Consider the following 13509-nt stretch of genomic DNA (forward strand, 5'->3'; position numbering starts at 1 on the left):
CCCGATCTGGGCCAAGGACACCGATACGATGATGAGCACGCTGCAAACCGGCGAAGCGCTGGTCGGCCTGCTGTACCGCTCGCAGACCTACACGATCATGGACAAGGGCGCGAAGGTGCAATGGGTGTTGCCGGCCGAAGGCGCGATCACCTATACGTCCGGCACCGGCATCGGCAAGAACACGAAGCACAAGGCGATCGCCGAGCAGTACGTGAACATGACGCTGAACCCGCAGTATCAGGTGTGGGTCGCGAAGGTATTCAACTACGCGCCGACCAATCCCGCCGCATTGGCGCTGCTGCCGCCCGAGCTGCGCGCACGGGTGGAGTTCACACCCGAGCAGGCCAAACGGATCATCGATCTGGACCAGAAGTCGATTGCCGCGAACCGATCGCGCTGGACCGATCAGTGGAACCGCATCGTCTCGGGCTGACGCGACCATGCCACTCGAGATCGATCTGCAACGGCAGCCGCACCGGTTGGCACCGGTGGTCCTCGCGCACCGCGCTGCCGCGCATGGGCTTGCCGCATACCTCGCCCCGGACGCTGTCACGCTCGATAGCCGGCTCGCCAACGCGCTGCCGCAACTGGGCCTGACGGCGCAACCGGGCGCCGCGCGCGGCCAGCGTCTGCGGCATCCGCGCGTGCTGATATATGCGGATGCCGCCGTCGGTTATCCGTATCACGCGTACTACGCGCACGCGCTGTGGTCGCTCGGCATCGAGCATCGCCGCGTCACCGCGGCGGAAATCGTCGATGGCGCGCTGGACCACACCGACCTGCTGATCATGCCCGGCGGCTTCGCGACGTGGGGACTCGACCGCGCGGAAAGTCAGGTGGGCGTCGACGCGGCGATAGCCCGCTTCATCGACGCGGGCGGTGCGTATATCGGTTCATGCGGCGGCGCGTTCTATCTGGCGAGCGGTCGCCCCGGCTGGCTCGGCGTGATTCCGCGCAAGCCGCTGTATTCGCACGAGTACCTGCAGCCCGGCGTGGGTCTCGTCAATGTGGATCTCGCCGCAGGCCACCCGCTGTGCGCCGGACTGCCCGACCGGATCGAGCTGCCCTATTACCACGGGCCGATTTTTTCCTCGGCGAGCCCCGATGGCTGCGACACCCCGGCCTTTTTCGGCGCTCTCGTGATGCCGAGCCGGCTCTTCATCGACAACGCGATCGATGCCGGACACTACCGCGCAGCGCAGCAAGGCCAGGTGGCCATCGTCGCGACGCGTGAGCAAGGCCGGCGCGTGGTGCTGTTCTCGCCGCATCCGGAAATGGGCGAGTTCGTGCGCAAGGGGATGGCGACCGATAGCTACGTACGGCATTTCCTGCCGATCCGTGGCGACAAGGTGATGGAACAGACGCTGCGCTTCTACGAACGCGAGGATTGCCTTGCGTTCCGGCTGATCCTCAATGCGGTGACCTACCTCGACATTCATGCGCGGGATGCTGGCCCCGCGGCGGGCGACGACTCGCCACAGGCATCCGCCGCCGGCGGGATCGACTTCGCACGCTGGCAACAGATCGACCACGCATGGCGCACCGCCGCGGACCGCATCGCCATACACATCGCGGAAACTGAGGAGCCCGGGTTCGCCAATCTGCTCGATAACGAACTGGCGAGGCACCGCGACGAATGGGACGCGCTGAACGAATGGTGGTCGCGTCCTGGCAACGATGCGACGCCCGCGATCGCCGCCGAATTGACGAACGTTCTCACCGAGGCCATCCCGAGCTGGGCTCAGAGCGGCCAGCGCCCGGTCGAGCAACTGACGTTGCTGGAATTGCCGCTGCGCGTCGCAGCGGCCTGCAAACGCATCGCCGAGCATGACCGAGCGATAAGGACCGTGAAATGAGCACACTGCAACACCGTCAGGCGTCAGGCGAGATCGGCGTCGAACTGAAGGGCATCGTCAAACGTTTCGGTGATTCGATTGCGATCGACCGACTCGATCTGCAAGTGCACGAGGGCGAGTTCTTCTCACTACTGGGGCCGAGCGGCTGCGGCAAGACGACCACGCTGCGCATCGTCGCGGGCTTCGAGCAACCGACCGCCGGTTCGGTTGCGATCCGCCAGCGCGACGTCACCGCGTTGCCGCCGTACCAGCGCAACTTCGGGATGGTGTTCCAGAACTTCGCGCTGTTTCCGCACCTGACCATCACGCAGAACGTCGCGTTCGGACTGAAGATGCGCCGGGTCGACGCGGCAGCCGCGGCTCGCAAGGTCGAAGCGGCGCTGGAGCTGGTGTCGCTGCAAGGCTTCGGCAAGCGTTATCCGCGCGAGCTGTCGGGCGGCCAGCAGCAGCGCGTCGCGATCGCCCGCGCGATCGTCTTTGAACCGGACGTGCTGTTGCTCGACGAATCGCTGTCGGCGCTGGATAAAGTGCTGCGCGAACAGATGCAGGTCGAGCTGCGCACGCTGCAGCGGCGGCTCGGGATGACCACGATCTTCGTCACGCACGACCAGGAAGAAGCGATGACGATGTCGGATTCCATCGCCGTGATGCAGGCCGGGCGCATTCAACAGATCGGCGCGCCGCGCGACGTCTATGAACGGCCGGCCAACGAGTTCGTCGCCAATTTTCTCGGTGCGGCGAATGTGATCGAAGGCCGTCTGTCAGGGCGCGAAGCCGGCGCGGATCTGGTCGACGTGTTCGGCTGCACCTGTGCGGTGCCGTCGAACGGCGAAGCGAGAAGCGCGGGCGCGACACTCAAACTCGCATTGCGGCCCGAGAACCTGTTCCTGAGCGACGCGGCTTCGGGCGTGCCCGCCACGCTGACCAACGTCGTCTACAAGGGCGCGCAGACGCAGATCTTCACCGACATCGCCGGCCAGGCGATCGTGATGGATCTGCCGACCCAGAAGCTGAGCGGCGACCTCGTGCCCGGCCAGCGCGTGCACGTCGGTTGGGACCCGAAACATCTGGTGCCACTGCACGGAGCGCTAGCATGACCGCCCCTGTCCGCTCGCCGGCGGAGCCCGGGAAAGCCGCGCCGGAGAGCGCGCTGTCGCAGCGCTCACGCGGCAGCCGCGCGGGCGCTGCGCGTCTGCGCGTGACCCGCCGCAGCCTGGCGTGGACAGTGGCGATTCCGCCGGTCGCGTTGCTGCTCGCCTTCTTCGCGCTGCCGCTCGCGTACCTGCTGTTCATCAGCGTGATGAGCAATTCGGGCACCGATCTGTACGCATGGCCGATGACGATCGCCAACTACACCGCGGTGCTCGCCGATCCGTTCTACCTGGGCATCATCGAACGCACGCTGCTGATCACCGTGCTGGTGCTTGCACTGTGTTTGCTGCTCGGCTATCCGGTCGCGCTCTACCTGGTCAGAATGCCGGTCAAGCGCCGGGTAATGGCGATGCTGGTGCTGATGTTCCCGATGATGGTCAGTAACGTCGTGCGCGCGTATGGCTGGGTCAGCATCCTCAGCCGCAACGGCGTGCTGAGCAGCACGCTGCAGCACGTCGGGCTGCTCGACTATCCGAAGCAGTATCTGTATTCGGTCGGCGCGCTCACGGTCGGCCTGATGACGATTCTGCTGCCGTTCATGATCATCTCGATCACCAATTCGCTGGCGGCGATCGACCGCCGCTACTACGAAGCAGCGGAGTCGTTGGGCGCGAGCCCTCTGCGCGTGTTTCGCGAAGTCACCTTCCCGCTGTCGACGCCGGGCGTGACCTCCGGTCTGTTGCTGGTGACCTTCCTCGCGCTGAGCGCGTATGTATCGATCTCGCTGCTCGGCGGCGCGCGCTACAAGCTGCTGGTCAGCATGGTGTTCGATGCGGCGTCGACCGCGCAATGGCCGAAGGCGGCGGCACTGTCGTTCGTGCTGCTGGCGGTGGCGCTGCTGATGGCCAGGATCATCCAGCTTCTGCTGCGCCCGCAGCGCGTCCAAGGGAGGGCGTGAATCATGCGTGCAAGCAAATGGCTGCTCGGCGGCACCGCGTTAGTCGCGCTGCTGCTGATCTTCGCGCCAATCCTGGTCGTGCTCCTGCTGTCCTTCAATGGCGGCGACACGATCGCCTTTCCACCGCAGTCGCTGTCGCTGCGCTGGTTCCGGGCTTTTCTGGATTCCGACGAAATGCGAGGCGCGTTCATGATGAGCTTCTGGCTCGCGCTGCTGGCGGCCACCGTATCGACCGCGCTGGCGTTGCTCGGTGCGACTTACCTCGCGCGTCAGCGCGGCCGCCTCGCCACGCTGCTGGAGACGCTGTTCATCGCGCCGCTGGTATTTCCGGCGATCATCCTGGGCCTCGCGTTGCTGCTGCTCTACCGCACGTTCGGGATGCCGCTGGTGGCGGGTCTCGCGATAGCGCACGTGGTGGTGTGCTTCCCCTATGCGCTGCGCTCGATCTACGCGGCACTGCAATCGTTCGACTGGTCGCTCGACGAAGCGGCGCTGAGCCTCGGCGCGAACCCGTGGCGCGTGTTCACGCTGGTCGTCGTACCGATCATCTGGCCAAGCATCATGGTCGGGTGGATGTTCGCGTTCATCGTGTCGTTCGGCGAGGCCAACGTCGTGCTGTTCCTGTCCGGCCCCGGCGTCACGACGCTGCCGCTGGAAATCTTCAGCTACCTGCAGTTCCAGGGCGATCAACTGGTGGTGGCCGCGGCCTCGGCGTTGCAGGTCGGCGTGGTCGTGCTGTTCCTGCTGATCGCGCAGCAGGCATTGGGTGCCAGGAACATGGTTCGCGCTGACCAGGGCTGAATCCGTCACACACTTTCAAAGGCAGAGGCACACAACATGAGCTTCACTACCCGGCCCGAGTTGCGTGGCACTTTCGGCGCGATCAGCAGCACGCACTGGATCGCCACTGCCGTCGGCATGGCGGTGCTCGAACGCGGCGGCAATGCGTTCGACGCGGCGGCGGCCTGCGGCTTCGCGCTGCAGATCGTCGAGCCTCATCTGAACGGCCCAGGCGGCGAAGTTCCGATCATCTTCCACCGCGCCGGTGCCGCCGAACCGACCGTGATCTGCGGGCAGGGTGTGAGCCCCGCGTTGGCAACCATCGACGCGTTCCGCGCGCAGGGTCTGGAGATGGTGCCCGGCACCGGGCTGCTGCCCGCGGTGGTGCCCGGCGCATTCGATGCATGGATGCTGATGCTGCGCGACCACGGCACGATGCCGCTGGAGGACATCCTCGGCTATGCGATCGGCTACGCGGAAAACGGCTATCCGTTGCTGAGCCGCGCGGTCGCGTCGATCGTGCCGGTCGAGCAGATGTTTCGCGAGGACTGGCCGACTTCGGCCGCCGTCTGGCTGCCCGGCGGCAACCTGCCGAAGCCTGGCGCGCTGTTCCGCAATCCGGGCGTTGCCGCGACCTACAAGCGCATCGTCGAAGAAGCGAAAGCAGCGAGCCGCGACCGCGCGGAACAGATCGAGGCGGCCCGCAAGGTCTTCTATCAGGGCTTTGTCGCCGACGCGATCGACCGCTTTTACCGTACGCAGTCTCTCGTCGATACGTCGGGCCACGCGCACGCCGGCCTGCTGCGCGGCGACGATATGGCGAGCTGGCAAGCGACCTACGAGCCTACCGTGTCGCTCGAATATGGCGGCGTGCGCGTACACAAGACCGGCCCTTGGGGGCAAGGCCCGGTCATGCTCCAGCAGCTGGCGTTGCTGAGGCACTTCGACCTCGCCGCGATGGATCCGTTGGGCGACGAGTTCGTGCATACCGTCACCGAGTGCGCGAAACTCGCCATCGCGGACCGCGAGGCGTTCTATGGCGACCCCGCTACGTCGGAGATACCGCTGGAACTGCTGCTGTCGGCCGAGTACAACGCGCACCGGGTCAAGCTGATCGACGCGCGCGCATCGATGACGGTGACCGCCAGCCACCTGGCCGGCGCGAGCGAGCGGCTCGCTACGATCTGCCGCCGCGCCGGTTCCGAAACGCCGCAAGGTGCGGGCGGCGGCGAAGTCACGTTCGCGCCGATCCCGGCGGTCGAAGGCGATACGGTGCACCTGGATGTGGCCGACCGCTTCGGCAACGTGGTATCGGCCACTCCGAGCGGTGGCTGGCTGCAAAGTTCGCCGGTCATCCCCGAACTGGGCTTTCCGGTCACCACGCGCGGACAGATGTTCTGGCTCGACGAAGGACTGCCGTCCAGCCTGCGTCCGCGCACGCGCCCTCGCACTACCCTCACGCCAACACTGATGACGCGCGACGGCGCCCCTTGGCTCGCGATCGGCACCCCCGGCGGCGACCAGCAGGACCAGTGGCCGTTGTCCGTGTTCCTGCGCCATCTGTGGCACGGTTACGGGCTGCAGCGCTCGATCGACGCGCCGATGTTCCACAACCGCCATTGCCCGACTTCGTTCTACCCGCGCGACTATGAGCCGGGTCGCCTGCTGATCGAGGGCCGCTTCGACCCGAGCGTGATCGAGCGCCTGCGCGAGCGAGGTCACAAGGTGAGCGTGATGGAGGACTGGTCATTGGGCCGGGTCTGCGCGGTACAGCGCAGCGAAAGCATGTTGCGGGCAGCGGCCACGCCGCGGCATATGCAGAGCTACGCGCTCGCCCGCTAATCGATTCGATCCGACGTCCGGCCACGTGCGCTTGCCGCGTCCGGATGTTTGAACCTCTTGAACCGTTTGATGAGGACTGTCATCACGAACCAACAAGCCATCGGCCTGTCCCGGACCGCACCGTCGAAGCGCCGTGCAGCCGACATCGCGTATGACAAGATCGAAACGCTGATTTCCAAGCTCGTGATCGAACCCGGCAGTCCGATCGTCGAAGCGGAACTGGCGGTACTGACCGGACTCGGCCGCACGCCGGTGCGCGAATCGCTGATGCGGATGGTCTCGATCGGGCTGATCGTGCAGCAGCCGCGGCGCGGCCTGATGGTCTCGGCGATCAACGTGGCCGACCATCTGGACGTGATCCAGACCCGCCGCGTGCTCGAACAGCTGATCGCCGCGAACGCCGCGCGCCGGGCCACCGCCGAACAGCGCAAGACCATGCTGGCCTGCTCGCAGCGGATGGTCGAAGCGGCGTCGCGCGACAATCTGGACGATTACATGGAAGCCGACCAGGCACTGGATCACGTCGTGCACAACGCCTGCCGCAACCGCTCGGCGGTCAAGGCGGTGGTGCCGCTGGTCGTGCAATGCCGGCGCTTCTGGTATGCGTACCAGCACGAGGGCGACACCGCGATGGCCGCGCGCGCGCATCAGCAGATGGCCGAGGCGATCGCGAGCGGCAACGAAGCCGAGGCGGCTCGGCATGCGGGGCTGCTGATGGACTATCTGGAGCAGTTCGCTCGCTGCGTGATCGATGCCTGAGTGATACCCCGGTGATACCTGGGCGATACCTGGGCGATACCTGAGCGATACCTGAGCGATACCTGAGCGATCGACAGCTGAGTCCGCGTTTCACAGCAGGCTGGACTGCGGTTTCGGCGCGGCCTGGCTGCCTGACCACCCGTCACCCCGATTCGATCGGGGAAAACCCTTTGCGAGCAAGCCGCGGGGCGGCACCGGTCAGTCAGCCTGTTATTCACTTTCCTATTGATCCGGCCTAGACTGGATTCAGACTTTCGTCCGCCAAAACCTTTGCGCTTTACCGTTGCGCCGCTGCGGCAACGGGTGCTGTCTGTCGCGCTTCGCGAGCCGACACAACGCGAGCCGGTTCGCGCCCAATCAACATTCGAACGGGACGACTCATCATGGCTGATACGAGTTACACGGCACGCAAGACCGTTGCCGATATCGTCGGCAGCGCCGATGTGGACGAAGGTCACAAGCTGTCGAAAACCCTCGGCGCGGCCAGCATCACCGCGATGGGCATCGGCGCGATTATCGGCGCCGGCATCTTCGTGCTGACCGGCACGGCCGCCGCGCAGTTCGCGGGGCCGAGCATCACGCTGTCGTTCGTGCTGGGCGGTATCGCGTGCGCGTTCGTCGGTCTGTGCTATTCGGAACTCGCGGCGATGCTGCCGGTGTGCGGCAGCAGCTACACGTACACGTATGCGACGCTCGGCGAGATCTTCGCGTGGATCATCGGCTGGGACCTGATCCTCGAATACGCGATGGGCGCGGCGACCGTCGCGGTCGGCTGGTCCGGCTATATCGTCAGCCTGTTGCACAACGTCGGCATCGATATTCCCCCTACCCTCTCCGCCGCGCCCGGCACCATCGTCAAGCTCGCCGACGGCACCACGGTCACCGGGCTCGTCAATCTGCCGGCAATCGTCATCGTCGCGTTGCTGACCGCGATGCTCGTGCTCGGCACGAAGGAATCCGCGCGGATCAACAACGTGATGGTCGCGATCAAGCTGGTCGTGGTCGCCGCCTTTATCGCGATCGGCTTCTTCTTTATCAAGCCGGCCAACTGGTATCCGTTTATCCCGGCCAACACCGGGCACTTCGGCAGCTATGGGATGAGCGGGATTCTGCGCGGCTCGGCGGTGGTGTTTTTCGCGTTCATCGGCTTCGATGCGGTGTCCACCGCCGCGCAGGAAGCACGAAAGCCGCAACGCGACATGCCGATCGGCATTCTCGGCTCGCTGATCATCTGCACGGTGCTCTATATCCTCGTCGCGGGCGTGCTCACCGGGCTCGTGCCGTACACCGAACTGAACGTGCCCGACCCAATCGCGCGGGGCGTCGATGCGATCGGCATGAACTGGTTCTCGATCCTGATCAAGATCGGAGCGCTAACCGGGCTGACCACGGTGATCCTCGTGCTGCTGTATGGACAAAGCCGCATCTTTTTCACGATGTCGCAGGACGGCTTGCTGCCGCCGTTTTTCGCGCGCGTGCATGACCGCCTGCATACGCCTTATCTGAGCCAGATGCTGATCGGCGCGGTCGTCGCCATCGTGGCCGCGTTGACGCCGATCGGCGTGCTCGGCGAGATGGTCAGCATCGGCACGCTGTTCGCGTTCGTGCTCGTATGCGGCGCGGTGATGTATCTGCGGCGCAGCGACTCGCAAGTCATGAGGCCGTTTCGCGTGCCCGGCGTGCCGGTCGTGCCGATACTCGGCATCCTGTTCTGCCTGCTGCTGATGGTGGGCCTGCCGCTCGTCACCTGGCTGCGGCTGCTGGTTTGGCTGGTGATCGGCATGGTGATTTATCTCACGTACGGGCGCCACCATTCGGTGCTGCGTCATCCGGAGCGCCGGCGCACGTGAATGGATGACGGGCGGCAGCGCACGAAGCCCCCCGCTAGGTCCCCGTCTTGAGCAGCACGGGATCGGTCAGATACCGGTTCGGATACATGCGCTGGAGTGCCTTCACCTTCGGCAGATCGTTGACGACAATGTATGGGTAGTCCGGATGCAGCGCGAGGAAATTCTGGTGATAACCCTCCGCGGGGTAAAAGCCTTTGAACGCTTCCACGCGCGTGACGATCGGCGCTGAAAATACGTGCGCGTTGTCCAGCTGCGTGATGTAGGCCTGCGCGATGGCGCGCTGCTGCGGATTGGCCGGAAAAATCGCCGAGCGGTACTGCGTGCCGTGATCGGGTCCCTGGTAGTTCAACTCGGTCGGATCCTGCACGACCGAGAAGAAAATCTGCAACAGCTGGCCGTAAGTGATCTGCGTCGGGTCGTAAGTGATCTGCACAGATTCCGCGTGTCCGGTATCGCCGTCGCTGACGGTCTCGTATTGCGCGGTGCCGGCCGCGCCGCCCGTATAGCCGGCGGCGACCTGTTCGACGCCGCGCACGTGCTGGAAAACACCTTGCACGCCCCAGAAGCAGCCGCCCGCGAATACGGCGGTCTCGCTATGGGTCGCGCCGATCTTTTCGTCCTGGACAGCCGCGGGGACCTTGACCGCTGCTTCCGCTGAATTCGCGAAGCGCTGCACGGCAAACACACTGGCCGCGACGGCGACGCAGCCGGCGAACTTCACGAGGATCGAACGCCTGCTGCGGGTAGTCCGACCGACAGAACTCGAGTGCATGATGCGATTCCTTCTGAAAGTGATTGATTGACGGCGCCGCTGTTGTAAGCGGTTCGTCGTGGTAGCCTGGGCTCAGGCGGCGGCCGGTGTGAAGCTCAATGCGACGCCATTCATGCAATAGCGCAGGCCGGTTGGCCGCGGTCCATCGTCGAACACGTGACCGAGATGACCGCCGCAGCGCCCGCAGTGAACCTCGGTGCGCGATACGCCGAACGAACGGTCTTCGCGCGTCGCCACCGCATCGTCGAGCGGCGCCCAGAAGCTCGGCCAGCCGGTGTGGCTGTCAAACTTCGTCCGCGACGCGAAGAGCGCACGCTGGCACCCGGCGCAGCCGAATACGCCGGCCCGATGCTCGTCGTTCAACGGACTACTGTAAGGACGCTCGGTGCTCTCGCGGCGCAGTACCGCATACTGCGACGGGCTCAGCAACGCGCGCCATTGTTCGTCGGTGCGGACGACTTCGAAGTGCTCGTCCGCGTCGCGGGACGCCACCGGCGCGGCTTTTCCCAGACGCCAACGGCTTGCGGCCGTCAGCGCCGCCACGGCGGCCGCGCCGCTGAACAGAAATCGCCTTCTGCCTTGCATGATGTGCGCTCCTTGGTCTGAATCCGCGGCAAGTACGGACATGCTACGGCGCAAGCGGTATCGAAGTCCTCACGAAAACTTAAATTAAATGTGATAACTCGCCGCCCAGAAATTGCGCACAATGACGCAACGGCCGGCTTCCTGCCGGCATGCGGCTTGTGCAATCGCATGAACCCAGTCCGAGCGCGCGTCCGAAGCCCACATGGAACATCCGAAACGCATCCTGATCGTCGAAGACGACGTCGACATCGCCAACGTGCTGAGCATTCATCTGCGCGACGAGCACTATCAGGTCGTGCACAGCGCCGACGGCAACGAAGGACTTCGACTGCTTGAGCAAGGCGGCTGGGACGCGTTGATCCTCGACCTGATGCTGCCTGGTGTCGACGGTCTCGAAATCTGCCGGCGTGCCCGCGCGATGACCCGCTACACGCCGATCATCATCACCAGTGCGCGTTCGAGCGAAGTGCACCGGATTCTCGGCCTCGAACTGGGCGCCGACGACTACCTCGCCAAGCCGTTCTCGGTCCTCGAACTGGTCGCACGCGTGAAGGCGTTGCTGCGACGCGTCGAAGCGCTGGCCAGGGATTCCCGGATCGACGCGGGCAGTCTGTCGATCGCGGGTATCACCATCGATCCACTGACACGCGAAGCGGCGGTGAACGGCAAGCCGATCGAACTGACGCCGCGTGAATTCGATCTGCTGTATTTCTTCGCGCGGCACCCCGGCAAAGTGTTTTCGCGGATCGACCTGCTCGACGCGGTATGGGGCTATCAGCACGAGGGCTACGAACATACGGTCAATACGCATATCAACCGGTTGCGCGCGAAGATCGAAATCGATCCCGCACAGCCCGAGCGCATCCTGACCGTATGGGGGCGCGGCTACAAACTGGCCGCGCCAGGCGACCCGCCAGCCGCCGCCGACGCACACAAGGACGCGCCGTGAACCTGACCCTGACGCAGCGGCTATCGCTCGCGTTTTCCGCTTTGCTGCTCGCATGCTGCGGCGCGTCCGCCTGGCTGCAGATCCGTTCGAGCGATCTGCACCAGATGGAAGTCGTGCAAAGCCTGTCGCGCGACCTCGCCGATCACATTGCTCACCACACCACGCTGATGGACGCGAATGGTCTGCGCCCTGACGCGGTGCGTCAGCTATTCAGCCAGTTGATGATGGTCAATCCGAGCGTCGAAGTGTATTTGCTCGACAGTCAGGGGCATATTCAGGGCGACGACGCGCCTGCCGGCCACGTCAAGCGCGACAACGTCGATCTCGCGCCGATCCGGCAATTCATCGCCGGCCACGCGTTACCGATTCTCGGCGACGATCCGCGCAGCGTCGCCGGGAAAAAAGTGTTCAGCGCCGCACCGTTACGATCGAACGGCGCGCAGCCCTCCGGCTATATCTATGTCGTGCTGCTCGGCGAAGAGCACGATGCGCTGGCCGCGCGTGTGGCGGCCAGTTCGGTGCTGCGCACCACGTTGTGGTCGATGGGCCTGGTCGCGCTGCTCGGTTTGCTCGCGGGCCTGTTCGCGTTCGACCTGATCACGCGGCCGCTGCGCCGCCTCACCGAAGCGATGCGCCGTTTCGACGCCGACGGCGAGCCCGACACGCAGCCGGCCGTGCCGCGTTCGGCATCGGCCGGGCGACGCGACGACATTGCCGTACTCGAAACCACCTTCGCGCAGATGGCGACCCGCATCGGCGAGCAATGGCGCGCACTGACGAGACAGGATCAGCAACGGCGCGAACTGATCGCCAATATCTCGCACGACCTGCGTACACCGCTTACTTCGCTGCACGGCTATCTGGAGATGCTGTCGCTCAAAGCCGACACGCTGAGCGAATCCGAACGCAAACGCTACTTGGCGATCGCGCTCGCCCAAAGCGTGAAGGTCGGGCGACTCGCGCAGGCTTTATTCGAACTGGCGCGGCTCGAACACGGCAACGTGCAACTCGCGCTCGAACAGTTCTCGCTGGCCGACCTGGTGCAGGATGTATTCCAGAAATTCGAGTTGCCGGCCGAGGCACGGCATATCCGGCTGCGCGCCAGCATTCCGGCCCGGCTTCCGAACGTCTGCGCCGATCTCGGCATGATCGAGCGCGTGCTGACGAACCTGCTCGACAACGCGGTTCGCCATACGCCGGCACACGGCGAGATCGCTGTCGATCTCGCGCATCAGGACGGCAAGGTGTCGGTCACCGTCAGCGATACGGGCCCCGGCATTCCCGCGGCGCAGCGCGAGGGGCTGTTCGAACGTCCGTTCAGTGCGGGGCGCGCTCACAGCGGCGGGCTCGGTCTGGTGATCGTGCAGCGCATGCTGCAACTGCATCACAGTCAGATATCTCTGCTCGAACGCACGGAAACCGGCGCCGCGTTCCGCTTCGATCTGCCGGCTGCTGAAAAGCTGGCTGTCGCCGGTATCGCGCGATGATCCGCTGTGCGATCGACTGACATGCGTGTTCCCAATTGGTAAAACAATATGAAAAAAGTCGCCATACGGATTCTAATTGCCGTAATGCTCGTTGCGACATCAGTGATCGTCGGATGGCAACTGACGTACGTAATCGATTTGTTGCCTTTCAATATGCCGGAGCCGGTCGAGATGTTTATCCGTCTCTGTTTGTCAGCAACAGGAAATGACGATCTGGTGAATCCCGATGATATGGAAGTACTTGCCTTGCTTTTCTACTGGACACTGTCCGCGCTGATGGTTGGCGCCCTTCTGTGCGCTGGTGCTCGGGGGCTGCGCCACCTTCGGGTGAGAAAAACTTCACAAAAGCCAATCTAAACGCATATTTTTCGCGATACCGCGACCGTTGCCCGGCATGCGCGTGTTTCCGCCACAACGGCCAAGAACAAATTGACAAGCCTCGCAGACACGGTACGATCAACGGAAATCATTTCTGGCTTTCTGGCTATATCACGCCGTCCATTCAATCTTCGTTCGGGCCGCAAACCATTCAATAGCCGATCTCACACGCAATTAAGAGTGCCTTGACCAAGGAGTTTC

At 64.4% G+C, this 13509-nt stretch carries 13 protein-coding genes; 11 read left to right on the forward strand and 2 right to left on the reverse strand.

The features are described 5' to 3' along the window. The 8 genes from VGH68_RS06480 to VGH68_RS06515 all read left to right on the forward strand — a co-directional run. A partial coding sequence (locus VGH68_RS06480; RefSeq protein WP_331602713.1) for an extracellular solute-binding protein occupies window positions 1-433 on the forward strand: 433 nt, incomplete at its 5' end. A 7-nt stretch (window positions 434-440) separates the two neighbouring features. Beyond that, complete coding sequence (locus VGH68_RS06485) at window positions 441-1856, forward strand: hypothetical protein (RefSeq protein ID WP_331602714.1); 1416 nt, start codon at window positions 441-443, stop codon at window positions 1854-1856. Beyond that, entirely contained in the window at window positions 1853-2953 is a 1101-nt protein-coding gene (locus tag VGH68_RS06490) for an ABC transporter ATP-binding protein (protein WP_331602715.1), read from the forward strand. Before VGH68_RS06485 ends, VGH68_RS06490 begins: the two co-directional genes overlap by 4 nt. Next, the gene (locus tag VGH68_RS06495) at window positions 2950-3906 is read left to right on the forward strand and encodes an ABC transporter permease (protein WP_331602716.1); all 957 of its coding nucleotides are present in this window, start codon (window positions 2950-2952) and stop codon (window positions 3904-3906) included. Before VGH68_RS06490 ends, VGH68_RS06495 begins: the two co-directional genes overlap by 4 nt. Window positions 3907-3909: 3 nt before the next feature. Continuing rightward, window positions 3910-4707, forward strand: coding sequence for an ABC transporter permease (locus VGH68_RS06500; RefSeq protein WP_331602717.1), 798 nt, complete (start codon window positions 3910-3912; stop codon window positions 4705-4707). A gap of 36 nt (window positions 4708-4743) precedes the next feature. Further along, entirely contained in the window at window positions 4744-6528 is a 1785-nt protein-coding gene (locus tag VGH68_RS06505; RefSeq protein ID WP_331602718.1) for a gamma-glutamyltransferase family protein, read from the forward strand. Window positions 6529-6597: 69 nt separating this feature from the next. Continuing rightward, window positions 6598-7287 carry a GntR family transcriptional regulator gene (locus VGH68_RS06510; protein WP_331602719.1) on the forward strand — a complete coding sequence of 230 codons (690 nt, stop codon included), beginning with the start codon at window positions 6598-6600 and terminating at the stop codon, window positions 7285-7287. 383 nt (window positions 7288-7670) lie between these two features. Further along, window positions 7671-9137, forward strand: a complete 1467-nt coding sequence (locus tag VGH68_RS06515; RefSeq protein ID WP_331602720.1) for an amino acid permease — start codon at window positions 7671-7673, stop codon at window positions 9135-9137. Window positions 9138-9171: 34 nt separating this feature from the next. Here the strand turns inward: VGH68_RS06515 and msrA are convergent, their stop codons facing one another. Both msrA and msrB read right to left on the reverse strand, forming a co-directional pair. Then, window positions 9172-9909, reverse strand: coding sequence for a peptide-methionine (S)-S-oxide reductase MsrA (msrA, locus tag VGH68_RS06520; RefSeq protein WP_331602721.1), 738 nt, complete (start codon window positions 9907-9909; stop codon window positions 9172-9174). 72 nt (window positions 9910-9981) lie between these two features. Beyond that, window positions 9982-10494 carry a peptide-methionine (R)-S-oxide reductase MsrB gene (msrB, locus tag VGH68_RS06525; protein WP_331602722.1) on the reverse strand — a complete coding sequence of 171 codons (513 nt, stop codon included), beginning with the start codon at window positions 10492-10494 and terminating at the stop codon, window positions 9982-9984. 202 nt (window positions 10495-10696) lie between these two features. On the opposite strand from msrB, the gene VGH68_RS06530 reads away from it, so the two are divergent. Genes VGH68_RS06530 through VGH68_RS06540 form a run of 3 tightly spaced genes read left to right on the forward strand, consistent with a single transcriptional unit; the run spans window position 10697 to window position 13287 of the window. Continuing rightward, window positions 10697-11443, forward strand: a complete 747-nt coding sequence (locus tag VGH68_RS06530) for a response regulator transcription factor (protein ID WP_331602723.1) — start codon at window positions 10697-10699, stop codon at window positions 11441-11443. Further along, window positions 11440-12930 carry a HAMP domain-containing sensor histidine kinase gene (locus VGH68_RS06535; protein ID WP_331602724.1) on the forward strand — a complete coding sequence of 497 codons (1491 nt, stop codon included), beginning with the start codon at window positions 11440-11442 and terminating at the stop codon, window positions 12928-12930. Before VGH68_RS06530 ends, VGH68_RS06535 begins: the two co-directional genes overlap by 4 nt. A 48-nt stretch (window positions 12931-12978) precedes the next feature. Beyond that, window positions 12979-13287, forward strand: a complete 309-nt coding sequence (locus VGH68_RS06540; RefSeq protein WP_331602726.1) for a hypothetical protein — start codon at window positions 12979-12981, stop codon at window positions 13285-13287. Window positions 13288-13509 lie beyond the last annotated feature (222 nt).

This window comes from Paraburkholderia sp. (assembly GCF_036488505.1).
Lineage (GTDB): Bacteria > Pseudomonadota > Gammaproteobacteria > Burkholderiales > Burkholderiaceae > Paraburkholderia.

What these genes read in the sequence shown, in the direction of transcription:
- VGH68_RS06495 (WP_331602716.1), top strand. Translation starts at nt 2,950, where the DNA reads ATGACCGCCCCTGTCCGCTCGCCGGCGGAGCCCGGGAAAGCCGCGCCG.
- msrB (WP_331602722.1), bottom strand. Translation starts at nt 10,494, where the DNA reads ATGCAAGGCAGAAGGCGATTTCTGTTCAGCGGCGCGGCCGCCGTGGCG.
- VGH68_RS06500 (WP_331602717.1), top strand. Translation starts at nt 3,910, where the DNA reads ATGCGTGCAAGCAAATGGCTGCTCGGCGGCACCGCGTTAGTCGCGCTG.
- VGH68_RS06505 (WP_331602718.1), top strand. Translation starts at nt 4,744, where the DNA reads ATGAGCTTCACTACCCGGCCCGAGTTGCGTGGCACTTTCGGCGCGATC.
- VGH68_RS06510 (WP_331602719.1), top strand. Translation starts at nt 6,598, where the DNA reads ATGAGGACTGTCATCACGAACCAACAAGCCATCGGCCTGTCCCGGACC.
- VGH68_RS06540 (WP_331602726.1), top strand. Translation starts at nt 12,979, where the DNA reads ATGAAAAAAGTCGCCATACGGATTCTAATTGCCGTAATGCTCGTTGCG.
- msrA (WP_331602721.1), bottom strand. Translation starts at nt 9,909, where the DNA reads ATGCACTCGAGTTCTGTCGGTCGGACTACCCGCAGCAGGCGTTCGATC.
- VGH68_RS06490 (WP_331602715.1), top strand. Translation starts at nt 1,853, where the DNA reads ATGAGCACACTGCAACACCGTCAGGCGTCAGGCGAGATCGGCGTCGAA.
- VGH68_RS06530 (WP_331602723.1), top strand. Translation starts at nt 10,697, where the DNA reads ATGGAACATCCGAAACGCATCCTGATCGTCGAAGACGACGTCGACATC.
- VGH68_RS06515 (WP_331602720.1), top strand. Translation starts at nt 7,671, where the DNA reads ATGGCTGATACGAGTTACACGGCACGCAAGACCGTTGCCGATATCGTC.
- VGH68_RS06485 (WP_331602714.1), top strand. Translation starts at nt 441, where the DNA reads ATGCCACTCGAGATCGATCTGCAACGGCAGCCGCACCGGTTGGCACCG.